The 17,158-nt window shown below is 56.8% G+C and carries 21 protein-coding genes; 19 read left to right on the top strand and 2 right to left on the bottom strand.

Going from position 1 to position 17,158, the window contains the following annotated elements; translation table 11 throughout:
* Nucleotides 1-171: 171 nt before the first annotated feature.
* Nucleotides 172-984, bottom strand: a complete 813-nt coding sequence (locus tag D7D48_RS01130; RefSeq protein WP_125229547.1) for a flagellin N-terminal helical domain-containing protein — start codon at nt 982-984, stop codon at nt 172-174.
* 227 nt (nt 985-1,211) lie between these two features.
* On the opposite strand from D7D48_RS01130, the gene fliE reads away from it, so the two are divergent.
* The 17 genes from fliE to D7D48_RS01045 are packed head-to-tail and all read left to right on the top strand — an operon-like array spanning nt 1,212 to nt 14,721.
* Nucleotides 1,212-1,547 carry a flagellar hook-basal body complex protein FliE gene (gene fliE / locus D7D48_RS01125; protein WP_125229546.1) on the top strand — a complete coding sequence of 112 codons (336 nt, stop codon included), beginning with the start codon at nt 1,212-1,214 and terminating at the stop codon, nt 1,545-1,547.
* Between the two features lie 3 nt (nt 1,548-1,550).
* Complete coding sequence (gene fliF / locus D7D48_RS01120) at nt 1,551-3,206, top strand: flagellar basal-body MS-ring/collar protein FliF (protein ID WP_125229545.1); 1,656 nt, start codon at nt 1,551-1,553, stop codon at nt 3,204-3,206.
* Entirely contained in the window at nt 3,199-4,236 is a 1,038-nt protein-coding gene (locus tag D7D48_RS01115; RefSeq protein ID WP_185739743.1) for a flagellar motor switch protein FliG, read from the top strand. Before fliF ends, D7D48_RS01115 begins: the two co-directional genes overlap by 8 nt.
* A complete protein-coding gene (locus D7D48_RS01110; RefSeq protein WP_125229543.1) occupies nt 4,229-4,792 on the top strand; it encodes a FliH/SctL family protein in 564 nt (187 codons plus the stop codon). The genes D7D48_RS01115 and D7D48_RS01110 overlap by 8 nt, the downstream gene beginning before the upstream one ends.
* Nucleotides 4,789-6,117 (top strand): FliI/YscN family ATPase, encoded by a 1,329-nt coding sequence (locus D7D48_RS01105; protein ID WP_125229542.1) that lies wholly within the window; start codon nt 4,789-4,791, stop codon nt 6,115-6,117. The genes D7D48_RS01110 and D7D48_RS01105 overlap by 4 nt, the downstream gene beginning before the upstream one ends.
* Nucleotides 6,114-6,542 carry a hypothetical protein gene (locus D7D48_RS01100; protein ID WP_125229541.1) on the top strand — a complete coding sequence of 143 codons (429 nt, stop codon included), beginning with the start codon at nt 6,114-6,116 and terminating at the stop codon, nt 6,540-6,542. Before D7D48_RS01105 ends, D7D48_RS01100 begins: the two co-directional genes overlap by 4 nt.
* Nucleotides 6,539-7,924: a flagellar hook-length control protein FliK gene (locus D7D48_RS01095; RefSeq protein WP_125229540.1), complete on the top strand. Its 1,386-nt coding sequence runs from the start codon at nt 6,539-6,541 to the stop codon at nt 7,922-7,924. Before D7D48_RS01100 ends, D7D48_RS01095 begins: the two co-directional genes overlap by 4 nt.
* 14 nt (nt 7,925-7,938) lie before the next feature.
* Nucleotides 7,939-8,550, top strand: coding sequence for a flagellar basal body-associated FliL family protein (locus D7D48_RS01090; RefSeq protein WP_125229539.1), 612 nt, complete (start codon nt 7,939-7,941; stop codon nt 8,548-8,550).
* Nucleotides 8,547-9,407: a FliM/FliN family flagellar motor switch protein gene (locus tag D7D48_RS01085; protein ID WP_125229538.1), complete on the top strand. Its 861-nt coding sequence runs from the start codon at nt 8,547-8,549 to the stop codon at nt 9,405-9,407. The genes D7D48_RS01090 and D7D48_RS01085 overlap by 4 nt, the downstream gene beginning before the upstream one ends.
* Nucleotides 9,400-9,714 (top strand): flagellar motor switch protein FliN, encoded by a 315-nt coding sequence (fliN, locus tag D7D48_RS01080; protein WP_125229537.1) that lies wholly within the window; start codon nt 9,400-9,402, stop codon nt 9,712-9,714. The genes D7D48_RS01085 and fliN overlap by 8 nt, the downstream gene beginning before the upstream one ends.
* Nucleotides 9,711-9,983 carry a FliO/MopB family protein gene (locus tag D7D48_RS01075; protein WP_245964295.1) on the top strand — a complete coding sequence of 91 codons (273 nt, stop codon included), beginning with the start codon at nt 9,711-9,713 and terminating at the stop codon, nt 9,981-9,983. The genes fliN and D7D48_RS01075 overlap by 4 nt, the downstream gene beginning before the upstream one ends.
* Nucleotides 9,976-10,728: a flagellar type III secretion system pore protein FliP gene (fliP, locus tag D7D48_RS01070; protein WP_125229536.1), complete on the top strand. Its 753-nt coding sequence runs from the start codon at nt 9,976-9,978 to the stop codon at nt 10,726-10,728. Before D7D48_RS01075 ends, fliP begins: the two co-directional genes overlap by 8 nt.
* Before the next feature lie 3 nt (nt 10,729-10,731).
* Nucleotides 10,732-11,001: a flagellar biosynthetic protein FliQ gene (locus D7D48_RS01065; RefSeq protein WP_125229535.1), complete on the top strand. Its 270-nt coding sequence runs from the start codon at nt 10,732-10,734 to the stop codon at nt 10,999-11,001.
* Entirely contained in the window at nt 10,998-11,783 is a 786-nt protein-coding gene (fliR, locus tag D7D48_RS01060) for a flagellar biosynthetic protein FliR (protein WP_125229534.1), read from the top strand. The genes D7D48_RS01065 and fliR overlap by 4 nt, the downstream gene beginning before the upstream one ends.
* On the top strand, nt 11,776-12,915 hold the full coding sequence (locus D7D48_RS01055) for an EscU/YscU/HrcU family type III secretion system export apparatus switch protein (RefSeq protein WP_125229533.1): 1,140 nt from the start codon (nt 11,776-11,778) through the stop codon (nt 12,913-12,915). The genes fliR and D7D48_RS01055 overlap by 8 nt, the downstream gene beginning before the upstream one ends.
* Nucleotides 12,916-12,958: 43 nt before the next feature.
* Nucleotides 12,959-14,323, top strand: coding sequence for a flagellar filament capping protein FliD (fliD, locus tag D7D48_RS01050; RefSeq protein ID WP_125229532.1), 1,365 nt, complete (start codon nt 12,959-12,961; stop codon nt 14,321-14,323).
* Nucleotides 14,302-14,721, top strand: coding sequence for a flagellar export chaperone FliS (locus tag D7D48_RS01045; RefSeq protein WP_221738611.1), 420 nt, complete (start codon nt 14,302-14,304; stop codon nt 14,719-14,721). Before fliD ends, D7D48_RS01045 begins: the two co-directional genes overlap by 22 nt.
* A gap of 20 nt (nt 14,722-14,741) precedes the next feature.
* Here the strand turns inward: D7D48_RS01045 and D7D48_RS01040 are convergent, their stop codons facing one another.
* Complete coding sequence (locus D7D48_RS01040; protein WP_125229530.1) at nt 14,742-15,668, bottom strand: zinc-ribbon domain-containing protein; 927 nt, start codon at nt 15,666-15,668, stop codon at nt 14,742-14,744.
* Between the two features lie 253 nt (nt 15,669-15,921).
* On the opposite strand from D7D48_RS01040, the gene D7D48_RS01035 reads away from it, so the two are divergent.
* Together D7D48_RS01035 and D7D48_RS01030 are read left to right on the top strand one after the other, a co-directional pair.
* Nucleotides 15,922-16,452, top strand: coding sequence for a YdcF family protein (locus D7D48_RS01035; protein ID WP_125229529.1), 531 nt, complete (start codon nt 15,922-15,924; stop codon nt 16,450-16,452).
* A gap of 3 nt (nt 16,453-16,455) precedes the next feature.
* Nucleotides 16,456-17,145, top strand: a complete 690-nt coding sequence (locus D7D48_RS01030) for a lysophospholipid acyltransferase family protein (protein ID WP_125229528.1) — start codon at nt 16,456-16,458, stop codon at nt 17,143-17,145.
* Nucleotides 17,146-17,158: the final 13 nt, after the last annotated feature.

Raw genomic sequence — 17,158 nt, 5'->3', positions numbered from 1 at the left:
CAACTGAGCTAAGGCGGCAATTGGCGCTTAGGCCGTGGCTGCGCATAGCCAAGAGCGTCCATGAGTTCAAGTGGCCTTTATGTAGAATAGCCCGATGACCAAATACTGGGCCATCGGGCTATTGCCTGCTCCTGTGGGGAGTTAGGAGCGTGCCTTGTTGTGCCTTTTACCTTAACGTAGCAGGTTCAAAACGCCCTGCTGGCTTTGGTTGGCTTGTGCCAACATAGCGGTCGACGCCTGTGCAAGGATTTGCGCCGAAGCCAGCTTCGTCGATTCTGCAGAGAAGTCTGCGTCTTCCATGCGCGATTTTGCTTCCGTCAAATTCATGGCCGTTGATGTCAGATTGTTGACGGTCACGGTCAAACTGTTCTGCGCCGCACCAATATTGGCGCGTTGCGTAGCTACGAGGTCTATCGCTGTATCCAACAAATCAAGTGCCGTGCTTGCATCTTCTGCAGTGGAGAGGTCGACATCATCAATAACTAGCCCCGCATCATCCATCGCCACCAAGTCAATATCGACCGTTTCGCCAGTTTCCACGCCCGTCTGGATGCTGAAAGTCTCGTCGTCATCAAGCAACACAGAACCGTTGAAGTCGGTTCGCGCCGCAATATTGTTGATTTGAGCAACAAGAGCAGTGGATTCAGTCGCGATGATAGCACGATCGTCATCCGTGATGGTGCCGTTGGCAGACTGAACAGCCAATTCGCGCATCCGGACAAGAATATTTGATATCTCAGCCATCGCACCTTCGGCCGTTTGGGCCAGCGAAATGCCGTCATTGGCATTACGGACCGCTTGACTGAGACCACGTATTTTCGCGTCCATGCGGGTGGCGACGGCAAGGCCAGCGGCATCGTCTTTCGCGCCATTGATCCGCTTTCCGGTCGAAAGACGTTCCATGGCGGTGCTGAGCGTGTTGTTCGCCATGCGCGATGCGTTTTGCGCGCGAAGCGCGCTGACATTGGTGTTGATGACTGTCATGATAAATCCTTTGCTATTCCTCGGTATGGGCAGCCCGACAGGGGGGTGAGCAGCCTCGGCATCAAGAAACGGCGCGTTGCTGCATCGCTTTAATCACCCGCGTCGGAAATTTGGCGAGAGCAGCCGTCAACCACGCCATATAGGTCGGAAGACTGCGCCTTTCGGCAAATTGGCACATCATTTGCAATCGTCTGCGCAAAGGCAATTCCGCCTGCGGACCCGAGTATATGTCGACGATCGACCAGAGCCGACTTTTGCAGATGCGCTCGTCCATCTTGAACCAGAATGATGCGCTGCGCCGTGCGGCCGGCCGTGATGTACCCGCAGAAGCGGTGGCATCCACAACGCCCTTTGCACAAACCATGACCGACGCGTTGCAAGTCGTAAGCGCGCAGCAGGGCAAGGCGAGCGCGCTATCGGCATCTTATGAACGCGGCGAGACCAACGACATCGTCTCGGTCATGGTCGAGCGGCAAAAGGCCTCAATTGGTTTTGAAGCCACGCTTCAGGTCCGTAACAAGCTGTTGTCCGCGTATCGCGACATCATGAACATGCCGGTGTAACGCATGGCCGATCAACAGATACTCGCACCCGACGCGGCGATGAACAATGGTGCATTGGCGCGCAATGTGACGCCAGGCGCCAATTTCGGTTTTGACGGTCTACGCGGCATGGCGCGTCAGCCGGCTGTGCGCAAGGCACTGCCCGCGCTGGCCTTAACAGGTGCGTTGGGGCTTGCGGCGTTGACCTATTTCGCGCTGAGCACACCTACGCAAACGCCCTTGTTCCAAGGCTTGGCCGAAGCGGACAAGGCCGCGGTTGCCGATGCGTTGCAGGCATCAGGCATCAGCTACAGCCTTGACCCCGCCACGGGCGCCCTTTCCGTGGATGCAGGCAAAGTGCACGAGGCGCGGATGTTGCTTGCCGGTCAAGGCCTGCCCAAGGCGCAGCCAACCGGTGACGCAATGATGGCGTCCTTGCCCATGGGTTCAAGCCGCGCGGTAGAAGGCGAAACATTGCGCAGCGCGCGCGAAGCCGACCTTGCGCGCACGATTGAAGCGATTGATGCGGTAAAAACCGCGCGCGTCCATCTGGCCACGCCAGAGGCCAGCGTATTTGTCCGCGAAAATAAGGAGCCCGCGGCATCAGTCATGCTGACGCTGCAGCAAGGGCGCAGCCTGTCGGCGGCACAAGTGCGCGCTATCCGCCATTTGGTCGCGTCATCGGTCCCCAATTTGTCCGCCGAAGACGTATCGGTGATTGACCAGAGCGGTGCGTTGCTCTCCTCCGATCAAGCCAGTGCAGACGACCGGATGTTCCAACTGCAAATGCAGATGGAGGAGCGCTATCGTCAGGCGGTCATTGCGTTGCTGACGCCAATTGCGGGCCCCGGCAATTTTTCGGTCGAGGTCCATGCCGATGTCGATACCAGCGAAAGCCAGTCCACAAGGGAAACCTACCCCGAAAATGACCGTGCCTTGCGCAGCGAGGAAGGGAATAAGTCCGTAAGTGGCACGGCAGAAGAAGCGGGCGGTATACCCGGCGCATTGGCCAATCAACCGCCGCCTGCAAATGCGCTTGTCGCACAGCCCCCAGAAGGCGGAGCGCCCGGCAATAATCCAACACAAAGCGAAGAAACCTATAATCGTAGCTTTGATGTTGGCCGCGAAATAGCCGTCACTCATAACCCGCAAGGCGCGTTACGCCGCCTGTCGGTTGCGGTCGCATTGCGCGATGGCAAGGGCGCGCAAAAGCGCACACCTGCGGAGATTGCGGCGCTCGAAAATCTAGTGAAGGGCGCGGTCGGTTTTAAGGCCGAACGCGGCGATGTTGTGGCCATTTCTGCACGCCCCTTTGCCGAAGAGGCCGAAGTCGTCGTTAATTTCTGGGACGCGCCATGGTTCTTACCCTTGGTGCAGCAAGTGGGCGGGGTGCTCGGCGCATTGCTTGCCTTTTTCGTTATTGGTCGCCCGCTGGTGAGGGCCGTCAAGGCACGTATGGCCGCATCTAAAGAGCTGGCAGAAACGGAACAAAAATTGATGCAGGCCGCGGCGGCGCAGCAGGGGTCTCGGCCGGGCAATGGCACCATAACGATCGACATGATTGAAGCCGCACCAAGTTATGAAGCGCGCGCAAAGCTTGTGCGTGCCTTTGTCCGCCAAGATCCGGAACGCGCCGCGCTCGTCGTCCGTCAAATGTTGGGAAAACCAGCCAATGGATGATGATCTTGACGAAATGGTCCTTCCCGAACCCGCACCACTGCCCGATGGCGGTCTATCTGCGGCGATATTGTTGATGTTGCTGGAGGACGGCGACAGTTCGGCAGTTTTGCAGCATCTGGACCCATCTGAAGTCAAATCCTTGGCCAAGGGCATGTTCGAAGCATCCTGCGCCACCGAAAATGATGTGGAAGGCGCGTTAGAGGTTTTTGTCAGCAACAACCGCGACCTATCGCAACTGGCCGTTGGCGCGCCCGTGCGCATTCGCGGCATGATGAATATGGCGTTGGGCGATAGCACGGCGAACCGCCTCTGGACCCAAATTGCACCCGCAAAAGCCGCCCCGCCGTCGCTGGAAGCATTGCAATGGCTGGACAGCGCCACGATTTCGACGCTGGTTGCGCAAGAGCATCCGCAGCTTGCCGCGATCATCCTGTCAGCATTACCCGCAGAAGTCGCCGCAGAGGCGGTTGCTGGCTTGGATGAGGCTGTTCAGGCCGATCTATTATTTCGCACCGCGACCTTAGGTCCTGTTCCCGCCGCCGCCATTTCCGACATTGAAGCCATTCTTGCAGATTATGCCGAAACCAGCGCCAGCAACCCGCTCATCAACATGGGCGGGCACAATGAAGTCGCAAAAATCGTCAATAATTTGCCCCGTCCGCAAGCCGAAAAGCTTTTGAAGACTATCCGCAAAAAGGACAAAATTCTGGCCGATGCCATTGAAGAGGGCATGTTCATTTTTGCCGACTTGGCACAGCTCGACACCAAATCGCTTGGCGCGGTCATGCGCAATGTCGAAGCCGACCGTCTGGCACTGGCCATCAAGGGTGCAGACCCGGCCTTGGGCGAAAAGATCCTCAGCACATTGTCCGCACGCGCCGCACAAACCATCAGCGACGAAATCGCCGAAATGGGTCCGGTCAGCCGCGCCGATGTCGAAGACGCGCAAAAAGCAGTGGTCGCCATTGCCCGTGGCATGGCTGCGTCGGGTGAGATCATGCTTGGAAAGCAGAGCAATGACTATGTCTGAAACTGTCAAACTCTCCCTCACCGCATATTTTGGCGAACGCCGGGATTTTCGTCCGCGCAATTTGCAATTCCCCTTTGCCGCCCCCGCAGATGACGCCGAAGACCCTTATGCGCGTGGTCTGGCCGATGGGCAGCAAATGGCGCAGGCCGCGTTCACGATTGAGCGCAAACAGCTTCAGGATTTGCTGGCGGCGGCACATGCGTTGCGGCCAGAAGATAATGCCGAAATTGACTTCTTGCTCGACCATATCATCCGCAGCATCGTCACCAAAATCATCGGCGATTTGCCGATTGACGCGGCTTTTCTGGCGCAACAAATCGAGGCTGCGACAGCCATTTTAACCGAGGCGGACCAGAACCGGCATTTACGCATGCATCCGGATGATCTTGCCTTATTGTCCGATGCTGAACTGCCCCTGCCATTTACCGCAGACCCGCAATTGCCGCGTGGCGCTTTGCGTATTGAATGTTCCGATGGATGGGTTGAACATGGCCCTGCTTTTGCGCTTGAACGACTGTCGCAAAGGCTTGGCGATGACGGACGCGTCGCAGGATGACGCGCTTGGAAACAATCCTTTCTACGCGGCATGGCGTTGCCACCTTGTGCGATGCGGACCCGCGCCGTGTGGGACGTTTGGCGGCGTTGACTGGGCAATATTGCGAAGTCAGCGGCTTTCCATATCCGCTTGGTACTGGCACCCGAATGCAGGCCGAAAATGGCGATTTTGCCGAGGGCGAAGTTGTCGGCTTTCAAGGGCAGCGTGCGATCATTCAACCGCTTGGAGACGTTGGCAACATCGCCAGCGGCGCCGCCGTCTATCCCAATGGTCGGCATGACATGATTGAAGTCGGCGAAGAGCTGCTTGGCCGTGTCATTGATGCAAAAGGCCGCCCATTGGATGGTGGTATCATGCCGTCATGCAGCGGCCGGCAAAAGATTGCGGGTGAAGACAGCAACCCGCTCGACCGCGGCCGTGTTGTGCGCGCGATGGACACTGGCGTCCGCGCGATAAACGCCCTGTTGACCATTGGTGAGGGGCAGCGTGTGGCAATTGTCGCGGGCTCTGGCGTCGGCAAATCAGTGCTGATGGGGCAGATATTGCAAGGCATTGATGCCGATATCATCGTCATCGGCCTGATCGGCGAACGTGCGCGCGAAGTATCGGATTTCGTGGAGGGCAAGCTTACACCGGATATCCGCCACAAATCGGTTGTTGTCGCCGTGACAGCGGACCAAGTGCCGCTGCTGCGCTTGCGCGCGGCCATGCGGGCAACGGCGATTGCCGAATATTTTGCACATCAGGGCAAGCGCGTTTTATTGATGATCGACAGCCTTACGCGCATTGCCCATGCGCAGCGTGAAATCGGCCTCGCCATGGGGGAGCCGCCCACGATGAAGGGCTATACCCCTTCCGCGCTTGCGCTTATCCCGCAACTTGTCGAGCGGGCAGGTGTGGATCGCCGGTCGGGTGGTTCGATTACCGCGATATACACGGTATTGGCGGACGGAGGGGACTTGGAAGACCCCGTTGTCGACGCCGCGCGCGCCATTGTTGATGGCCATATCATCTTGTCGCGCACGCTTGCCGAAAGCAGCATTTTTCCCGCCATTGATGTTGGCCGGTCCTTGTCCCGCTTGATGCCCGACATTGTGGATCGGGTCCATTTGGCGGCGGCCGCGCGGTTCCGGCAATTATGGTCAAGCTATGAACAAAATAGCGATCTGGTCATGCTCGGCGCCTATGCGCCAGGCAGTGATGCCGTGCTGGACGACGCGATTGCCCAGCGGCCAGCGATGCTGAATTTCATCACCCAACCCATGCAGTCTGTCGCCCCCTTTGCCGATGCCCGCGCTGAACTGGTCGAAGGGATGGGCGCATGATGGCTAATGCACAACGCTGGCAGCGCATATTGAAAGTGCGCGCTGTCCAAAGGCAAATGGCGGAGCTGCAATTGCACCGATGCGAAAAAGAATTGCGTAATCTCACCGATCTTAGGGACCGCATTTCGGCCATTCGTGCGGCGGCCCAAATATCGGTCGGCACAGAAAATGGCCTGATGCTGCGGTCGGTATGTGAGCTGTCCTCACGTCTGGATTCCGCACAACGCGCGCTTGCCGCACCAAGGCAAAATGCACAGGATGCTCGCAATCGTCAGCAACAGGTTGTCGTCGCCGCACGGCAGCGCGAAACGGCCATTGAGAAGCTTGCCGCCAATGGGGCTGCACAAGATGCCAAACATGCCGCGGACCGCCAAAGCCGCGCCGCAATTTTCCGCAAGACCAACAAAAGCGAGCGCATGTCATGAACCCAGTGACCGCGCAAATGTCGCCTGCCCTATTATCCATAATGTCTGGCCCTGCACCGACGAATGGGGTGTTTCAGGATCTGTTGGACATATCCGTCCCGCTGGCCGACACATTACCCCAACTGCCCGTCAAGGGTGCGGCACCCGCGACAGCGCCGATCTGCGCGGCCACGATACCGCTTGCTGTGCCTCCCTTGGCCGAAGTGCAGAACGGGGCCGAGACAGACGTTTTGCCGCAAGCAATTGCGCCTGAAACCAAGCGTTGGACGGAGGTCATTATCCTGCCCCAAACAACAGCGCCCGTGGCGGAGAAACCTGCCACGATCATTGCCGTGCCGGAAGCAAAAGTGCCCGAAGTACAAACCCGAACCACGGCCATTTTCATGCCCCAAGCACCTGTGCCCGAAATAAACATCAAAGATGGAGAACCTGTGGCGGCGGAAAAACCTGACGCGTCGTTGCCCCAGATTGAACCCAAGTTTGTCCCGCTATCGGTGGTGCAAACGCCCCCGTCCGTCAGCGCGCCCGTCAAAGCCGCCGCGCCCCCGATTGCTCCGCCGACAACGATACAGAACGTATCGAAGCCTGCACCTATTCCCGCACCTACGGTCCAAACAGCCCCGCCAACTCCTCCACCCTTTTATGTGCCCGTTACGCCTGCTACGCCCCTTGCGCCGCACGCACGCAAGCTGCCCAATGCAACAGAACCGCCCAAATCATCGGACGGAACGCGGGTCCAATGGCGACCGATCGCGCCTCAAGAACTCGTAACACAAATGGACGCTCTGCCGAATGCGCAGCCGGATGCCATGGCCGCCCCCCTGCGCAACGCCGAAAACAAACCGCAATTGCCCTCCCCTTTGCCATCGCTCAATCTAAGCATGGCTGATGCCCGCTTTTTCAGCTTTGAAGTGCCACCTGGCATCCAGCCGACACCGGCATCAGTCACACCCATAGTTGCCCCCACTGGCACACCGATCGCGGAGCTTAGGCAGCTTATCATTACAGCAGATGGGGAATGGGTTGGCGCGCTCGCGCGGGACATTGTCCACCATGCAACACGCGACAACCAATTGGCCTTCACGCTGGTCCCTGAACATTTGGGTCAACTCGATATTGCCGTGACTACAGACAATGGCAAGGTCGATATCCGGCTGGAGACCAGCACCCAAGCGGCGGCGCAAGCCATAGCAACAGAGCAAGCGCGGTTGATTGAAGACCTGCGCCATGCGGGTCTGAAACTCGGCCAATTTGATATGTCCAACCGGCAAAACGGGCATGGCCAGCAACAGGGCCCACAGCCCGATAACCAACGTACCGACAATGATTCCACCCCAGCGCAGGCCAAGGCTTCTTCCAAAGCCCAAGGTCGCTTCGCCTGATTGAAAGACACTATATGAGCAAGCAAAAATCCTCCGACCCCGCGACAAAACCCAAAAAGGGTAAGAAGAAGGTCATTATCGCTTTGGTGGCCGCGCTCGGACTGATTGGGGCAGGCGCAGCGACCGGAATCTATCTGGCCGGAGGCATCACCGGACAGACCGAAGATATTGACCCGAACCGTCCAAAATTGGTGGAGCGCAGTGAAGATCCCGAACCACCCGCCGTCGCTGCCGAGGGAGAGGCGCCCGTTTTGAAAGAAGGAACGGTTGCGGTAAAAAATGATCGCGTACCCGTGGACCCACGCAAATATGAGGTGACATATGTAAACCTCGACCAAAGCTTCACCGCCAATCTGGCCGATGGTGCAGGCTTTGTGCAATTGGGCCTCAGCCTGTCGACATATTATGACGGCAAAGTTGTCCAGAATATCCAGCGCCAAAGCGTTCCAATCCGCTCAGCCATTTTGATGGTGTTATCGCAACAGGATGCGCAAGCCCTGTCGACCCCGCAGGGTAAGCAAATGCTGCAACGTGACCTGACGGCGGCTATTAATGACGTATTGCGCCAAAAAGAGGGCTTTGGCGGCGTCGATAATGTCTATTTTTCGAATCTGGTCATCCAATGAGTGCGTCGCTTCTCTTAAGGCAGCGCACCACTGCCCCTGATGATTTTGGCTGGCTCCGAAAGCTTTGCGAAAATCTGGGCGATGCGATGTGCGACTTTATGGCAGGTCATGAGCAGGTTGAAGCCAAGGTGCAATCAGTGACCGAGGCGCGCTATTCCGAATGGTATCCATCGCAACCTGCGTTCAGCCTGTTGATGCCGTTCGCGCTGGGCAAGGATGCAGGCGATCTGGTGCTGGTGGTCCCCGGTCAGCTCATCAGTCAGATACTCGATGTGCAATATGGCGGGTTAGGCAAAGTGCCTGTACGGCAAGAGTTCAGCGCGTCCGAGATGCGCCTTGCGCTGCGGCTGAACGCACATTTCCTCACTTATGTTAACACCGCGCTGCAGGCTGTTATTTCCGACACCGTCACGGCTCTGCCCATGCAGACCGATGTGCAGGCATTCCATTTGCCGCAATATCGCGACAGCATAATTTTGGCCAAAATCGACGTGGCATGTTCCACCCTTGGGTCCAATGCCATTCACGGGTTCATTGGCTACGCCCATGCCAAGAAAATGGTCATGCGCTTTGCCGAAGCGAACCCAAGCGGGGTACCCGCTGACCCAGAATGGAAAGACAAAATGCAGAGCGCGACATTGCGCGTTCCGCTGCCTGCGCGCGCTATTTTGACGCAAACCGAAGTGCCGGTGTCGCGGCTCTTGTCTCTTCGACCGGGCGATATCTTACCCGTGATGCTGCCCGCCGATGTTCCACTTTTGGTGGCAGGCCGCCGATTTGCACGCGGAACAATTGGCGAGACCAATGGCCGCACGGCGTTAAAAATCGAAAATATGGAAGGTTCTGACCATGAGTGACATGACTGAAGCCCCCAATACACGGCCCGCTGACCGCGCGGTCAAATTGGACATGTTGGCCGACATAAATGTGTGCGTAACGGTCCAAGTTGGTTCCGCATCCCTGACGCTCGCGTCCTTGCTCGAACTGAGCGAGGGCAGCGTGCTGGAGCTTGACCGGCAAGTGAATGACCCGCTCGACCTCTTCGTCAACGGCACGTTGGTCGCGCGCGGCGAAATCGTCGAGACCAACGGCCGCTTTGGCATTCGCGTGCTGGACGTTGCCCCGGATGGAGAACGGCTTGGCAGCATGGAGGCGCGACCGTGATATTGGAATATTTCGGACGCCTGTTGCTCATCCTGCCCTTGGTTGGCGGATTGGCATGGGGCTCCTTATGGCTTTGGAAAAAGCTGCAGATTGGCCTGCCGATGAACGCCGCACCCACCCGCGCCGTGCGCGTGGTCGACGCTGTATCCTTGGGCAGCAATGGGCGGCTTCTGGTCGTCGAATTTGGCCAGAATACACTTTTGCTAGGCGCATCGCGCAGCGGGATTAACATATTGGCTTCGACCAAACAGGGCGCTCCGCATGCTTAGATTTGTAAGCATTTGCATTTGCCTTTTTGCACTTTTTGCCAGCCAATCTACCTTGGCTGCGCCCAGTGCAATGGGCTTGGAAAAGGCGCTGGACACTGTGGCGGGCGACGGGCGACCATTGTCACTATCGCTCCAAATCCTCCTGCTCATGGGCTTGTTGACAATATTGCCGTCTTTGGTCCTGATGATGACAAGCTTCACCCGGATCATCATTGTCCTGTCGATTTTACGTCAGGCACTTGGGCTGCAACAAACACCGCCAAATCAGGTGCTGGTTGGCCTTGCCTTATTCCTCAGCATTTTTGTGATGCAGCCGGTGTTGAGCACAATCAACACACAGGCGCTCGAACCTTATGGCCGTGATGAAGTCAGTTTTGAACAGGCATTGTCGACTGCGGCCAGCGCGATGCATGGCTTCATGATTAAACAGACGCGTAAGACCGATATTGCCCTGTTCAGCGAAATTGCAGGGGCAGGCAAATTTGCCAAGCCCGCCGACGTTCCCTTTTCCATTCTACTGCCCGCCTTCGTCACCAGCGAATTAAAAACCGCGTTCCAAATCGGATTCATGATTTTTCTACCCTTCCTGATTATCGACCTCATCGTCGCATCCGCGTTGATGTCGCTGGGCATGGTGATGCTGTCGCCGACCATTATTTCCATGCCGTTTAAACTGTTATTATTTGTTCTCGTGGACGGCTGGGCATTGACCATGGGGTCATTGGCCAGTTCATTTGTGATGTAGCCTGTGGATCAGGATTTTTTCATCGACGTGGCGCAACGCGCGCTTTGGATATTGGCGCTGGGTTCGGCCCCCATTCTTATCCCTGCGCTGATTGCTGGCGTGGTTTTGGGTATGGTTCAGGCCGCGACCTCCATCAACGAACAAACGTTAAGCTTCGTCCCCAAGCTCATCATTGTCGCAATTGCGCTCGCGGTATCTGGGTCCAGCATCATGATCCTGCTGGCCGACTTTACCCGCGATTTATTTGCGCAAATTCCCTTGTTGGTGCGATGATTCCGGCTGGGCTGCAAAATGTGGAAGGACAATTGCTGGTCTGGATGGTGGCGATGATCCGTCCGGGTGCCGCCTTTGTCGCGGCCCCCATGTTCGGGGCGCAGGCCGTGCCCGTGCAGCTTCGCCTCGTACTGGCACTGGCGATCGGTATTCCATCGGCGTCGATGGCCAATATGACATTGCCTGCGGCGGGGATAGTTTCCGTTCCCGGCTTTTTCATGATCGCGGCAGAAGTAATGGCAGGGCTGGCGATGGGCTTTGTCATCCAAATCGCCTTTGCCGCATCCTTAGTGGCTGGTGAGGCAATCAGCAACGCAATGGGCCTTGGTTTTGCCTCCATGGCCGACCCGGCAACTGGCCAATCCAGCCCAGCCGTTGGGCAGTTTCTGTCGATGGTTGCGATGTTCCTGTTCCTTGCCGCCGACGGCCATTTGGCGTTGATTGCGACCATAGCCGAAAGTTATCGCGCGCTTCCCCCCGGGCAAGCATGGCTGTCTTTCTCCGCAATTGGCAGCGTTGTGGAATTTGGCCGCTTGGCCTTTTCCGCTGGCCTATCAATTGCCCTGCCTGTCGGCTTTGCCTTGGTGCTGGTGCAATTGATTATGGCGATGATCGCGCGATCGGCACCGACATTGAACTTGTTTGCCGTGGGCATGCCTGCGGCATTGCTGGCGGGCATATTATTATTGGGTATTTCAATGCCCGTGATGGCCGATATGCTCAGCAATGCGCTTCGCCTTGGGCTTGAACAGGCACAAATCCTTGGCGGTGGCCGTGGCTGACGCACCCGATAAAGACCAACAAACCGAAGCGCCAACGCAAAAGCGCAAGGATGATGCGGTTAAAGAAGGCGATGTGCTCGCGTCACGGGAACTGGCCACGGCGTTGATGATGATCGCCGGTGCCGCATGGTTGATCGGCCTTGGCGCATGGTTTTTCAACGCGAGCAAGGCTTTGTTGAAAAGCGGCTTGTCACTGGACCTTTCCGACCCCGACCGTTTTGAACCGCTTGACGCATTGACTGTCGCTATGGCGCAAATTGCCGTGCCATTTGCAGCATTGCTTTTGCTGACGCTCATCGCTGCCTTTGCCGCGCCGGCGATGCTGGGTTCGTCCGGCATGCGTAGCAAGGCCATGGCGCCAAAGGCTAGCCGCATTAATCCGCTGGCTGGGCTCAAGCGTATGTTTGGTACGCATGGACTGATTGAATTGTTCAAGGCGACCGCCAAGGTGTGCGTACTTGGCTATGCCGGATATTGGATCATTTCGGGTGAGGTCGCATCCCTGCCCGGCCTTGCCGCCGCTGATCCTGCCGTCGCGGTGGATATCATTGGTCAAAAGACAGCATTTACCATCGCAATATTGACCGTTGGCCTGACGCTCATCGCTTTGGTCGATGTGCCGATCCAATGGTTACAGCGCAATCGCAAGCTGCGCATGACCAAGCAGCAGTTGAAAGAAGAACTGCGCCAAAGCGACGGCGCGCCGGAGCTAAAACAAGCGATACGTTTGCGCCAGCAAGAGGTGATGATGTCATCGGCGCGCAAGGGCATGGCGGACGCCAATGTTGTTCTGACCAACCCAACGCATTTTGCCGTTGCCTTGCGATACCGCCCCGGTTCGGATGCCGCGCCCGTTGTGGTCGCGCGGGGACGCGGCGATGTGGCGCTGGCGATCAAGGCGATGGCAGCCGAAAAAAATGTGCCAACGCTCGAATATCCGCAATTAGCGCGCGCCATCTATTTCACCACGCGCACCGGCAAGGCCATATCTGAAGATTTGTACGCGGCGGTCGCCGCCATATTGGCCTTTGTCTTCCGATTGGAATCCAGTTTCGGGCAGCATGTGCCCAAGCCAATTGTTGATGTGCCAGTGGCGAAGCGTTTCGATCAGGACGGACGGCGGAGCGCCTAAATCAGGCGGCCATATGGCCGTATAAGACAGTGAGGAAATCATCATGGTCACGTCGATTGCAAACAGCCTGGGCTTCGGTTCCGGCATTGATACCGCAGCGTTGGTCGCAGACCTAGCCGCGGCATCACGTAAGCCAAAGGCGGCGCGCCTGGACGAATTGTCACGGGCCAACCAAGCCAAGGTCAGCACGCTTGCACAAGCACGCAGCGATCTCGACAGCTTTGCCGATTCACTGGAATCGCTAACGTCCGGTGGGACCTTGCGCAGCCAAATTGTCGCGTCGGACCCGGCCGCATTATCCATCAATGCCCAATCGGGATACCAATTGGGTAGCTTTAGCGGGCAATTGGTCATTCAAACCTTGGCCAAGGCGCAAAGCAGCTTTTCGGAAAATGTGGTATCGCGCACCGCATCTGTTGGCCAAGGCAATATGACCCTGACCGTTGGCGCCAATAATTATGCCATTGCCATCACCAATGCGAACGACAGTCTAGACGGACTGGCCTCTGCCATTAACGCAGCCGGTAGCGGCGTCACCGCAAGCGTCATCAGCGACGCAGGCACATATCGCCTGGTGCTCAAGGGCCAAAGCGGCGCCGCCAATGCATTTACCTTAACCGCTGACGCAGGCGCGCCAAATAGCCTGCAACGCTTTGCAACTGCAGCCATGACGACGGGCCAAGCGGCGAGCGATGCCGCATTCACACTGGACGGCGTGGCCTATCGCCGCGCGTCCAACACTATGGATGACGTCATTAACGGCATGAACCTTGTTTTGAAAAAGGCTGATCCGCTTGTGCCCATTGCGATCAGCGCCGTGCGCCCATCTGAAACCATCAAACAAACGCTTAACGACTTTGTTGCGGTGTTTAACACCCTCAAAAAAGATATGGAGGCGGCACGCAAAGCCAATAATAATAATGCCGCGCTACGGGCATTTGAGCGGCAATTGAACGGATTTGCCACAAAGCCGCTGACATCGCATGCCAGCATCAGCCGCCTATCCGACATTGGCATTTCCACGACGCGCTTTGGAACGCTGACGCTTGATATGGCACGATTAGAGGCGGTGATGCGGGATAATCCCGACGCCGTTGAAGCGATGTTCAATCCGCCGCGCGATGCGGGGCGATCAGACAGCACGGACCCTGGCATAGCCATTGCGCTCGACAGCTTGCGTGATGCCGCCGTTGCGGCCAATGGCCCGTTGGAGATGGTGAAGACCGCCTTAAAACGCGAAGCCGAAACGATTGAGCAAAACCGCAGCAAAATGGAAGCACGCGAGCTTGCCTATCGCGGTCGGCTTGAAAAACAATTTGCCGGCATGGATGCGCGCATTGGCGCGCTCAAGGCAACGCAAAGCTATCTGGAACAGCAGATTAAGCTTTGGAACAATGGAAACGATTAAACCAAATGCTTGCGCGCACACATCCAGCTTTTGCCAATCAGCATTACCGAGACATGGAACTGCAAAGCCGCGTTGCCAGCGCAAGCCCGCACGGCCTTGTCAGCTTATTATATGAAGAATTGCTGCATGCGTTGGATCTATTAACCGCCACGGCAAAGCGCGGCACAGCCATTTCGGGAAACCCGCATCACACCAAAGCTTTGTCGATCATCATTGCATTGGAAACGAGTATAGATTTTGCCAATGGCGGTGACCTTGCAGGCGTGCTGCAACGGATATACCGATCCGCCGTGTACAAATTGAATGCGGCAGCGCAGACAAATGATGTGGCACATATAGCCGAATTAAGGGAAGCGGTTAGCGAAATCGCTTATGCATGGGCGGCACTCGCCAATTAAGCGGCGTTTAGGGTCAGGACCTAGTTGCTTGAAAGCACCCAGCCGACGCTAATCTGTTTAGCGGCCAATGGAACGTCCAGCCGAGCTTCGCTAAAGTCGACCTTTGCGCCGGGCGCAAGCGTGCTTACTTTTGCTTTCATTTTCCAACTATAGACTGGTCTACCGCTCGCGTCTTTGAGCGTTACCAGCATGTCCGGCACATTTTGCTTCACCCCGGTCGGGTTCACAATGCTGCCGCTGGCGATAAAATAAGGCGTACCGTCTTCACGCGCGTTTAACGCCAAATTATCATTGAGCACGATTGTTAGGTCGGGTTGTTCTGTCGTGCCGGAAAGGCCGATATTTGGCATACCGAAATAGGAGATGGCCGTGGCAATGAAGGTGACCGTCAGCGCGAAGATGATAGCAGCCAAAGTCCATATCTTCGTGCGGCTACGGCGTTGATTGAAGGGTGGTTCATGCGCAAAGCGGCTTTGCTTTGGTTCTGTTTCGGCCCATTTGCCCGCATTTAACGATGGGTCGACATATACAGGTGCGGGATCAGGCGTAGCCGCCTGCTCAGGCGCAAATCGCGGAAAACTAGGCTGCGCGTCATCTGCATCCGTTTGCGCGCCCATAAACCGTGGTGCAGGATCAGGCGAAGCCAAGGGGGTGTTCGCAGGCGCTGGGGCATCCCCTGAAGGCGCCTCAACCGGCGCTGCTGCAGCGGCCTCTGGCGGGGCTGCAGCGGGCGCGGGGTCACGCGGTTCGGCGGGCGCCGCGATGGAAGATTCCGTGGTGACGGCTTCTGGCGCCGACGGGACAACTGCCCCCGCTTGAAACCATGCATGCTTGCAATTGGCGCAACGCACTTGGCGGCCATCCGCGCCAAAGGCATCGTCAGGAACAGCATAGCGTGTATGGCAAGAGGGGCAAACAAGCAGCATGAAAATCATAAACAGCAGCATTTTGTGACTTGCAACCCTAGTATTGTAAAATGCTGTGGACGACACCTTTCCCGCGGCGGACCGTTACGGAATAAGCTTTGGCCAAATCGCGGTGCACCAGCGATAACAGGCCTTCTGCGGCATGAAGAATTTGCGGCTTTGCACTCCGGCCTTGGCTTGTATGGGGCATGCGCACACGCATTCCGCTTGCCGTGACAGCGCTTGCTATGCTTATGATATGCTTCACCGCGATTTTTGCGTTAAAGAAGATTTTATGATCAGTCGGTCCATCGCTTTCATATTGTTGGTCTGGATGCTGGGCTTTGCCTGGTTTGCATTGCTGTTGCCGCAGCCTGCGCCCATTGCACCCACCGATGGCGTTGTCGTGCTGACAGGTGGCGCACACAGAATTGATCGCGGGCTTGAGATATTGGAATCGGGCAAGTCCAAAAAATTGCTGATTTCCGGTGTGGACCGCGATGTGAAGCCGCCCGAGCTTGAGGCGCAATATCCCAAATCTGCCCAATATTTCCAATGCTGCATCGCGCTGGGTTTCCAATCGGTGGATACAAGGTCCAATGCATTGGAAACGGCAGCATGGGCAAAGCGGAACAATATGCGCACTATTCGACTTGTTACGCATGATTGGCACATGCGCCGTGCGCGCTTCGAACTTGACCGGGCCTTGCCCAGCGGCGTCACCGTCACCAATGATGCGGTGCCGACGCAACCGTCGCTTCGCGGCTTGTTCAAGGAATATAATAAATATTGGTTGCGCGCCGTCGCGTCGCTTCTTGGGCTTTAAGCCATGATGGCAGTCATCCGGTCTGCTGTGTATATCCTGCTATTCTACACCATATCGGTGTTTTTCGTGGTGACCGCATTCTTCGCGCAATGGTTCTCTATCCCGTTGATGCAATGGGCCGTGCGTGGCTGGTCGCGATGGCAATATGCTTGCTACCGCCGGATATTGGGTATCGACATCAAGATTGAGGGCGAATTGCCGCAAAAACCGGTGCTCTATGCCATCAAGCATGAAAGCATGTTTGAGACCATCGACATGCCCCGTATGTTTCGTAAACCCGCAGTGGTCACGAAAAAGGAGCTGTTCGACATTCCGTTATGGGGCCCAGCCGCACGGGCCTATGGTATGATTCCTGTGGACCGCAATGGCGGCGCGGCAGCGTTACGGTCCATGCTCATTCTGGCCAAAAAAATGATTGCCGATGGACGGCCAATCGTAATCTTCCCCGAGGGCACCCGCGTTGCCCCTGGCAGCCAACCACCATTGCAGTCGGGCTTTGCGGGACTGTATAAACTTATCAACCTACCCGTTGTCCCGATTGCGGTGAACAGTGGCACGTTAAGCCCGCGCAAGGCCGGCATCTGGAAATCAGGAACGATAACATATAAAGTGGGCGAAGAGCTTCCGACGGGCCTGCCACGCGCGGAAATTGAGGCGCGCGTGCATGCGGCCATTAATGCATTGAACGTTTAGGGTCAGGGCCACA

This window comes from Sphingorhabdus wooponensis (assembly GCF_003933235.1).
Taxonomy (GTDB): Bacteria; Pseudomonadota; Alphaproteobacteria; order Sphingomonadales; family Sphingomonadaceae; genus Sphingorhabdus_B; species Sphingorhabdus_B wooponensis.
The sequence above is the reverse complement of the archived record's forward strand: the minus strand, read 5'-3'. Positions and strand labels throughout refer to the sequence as shown.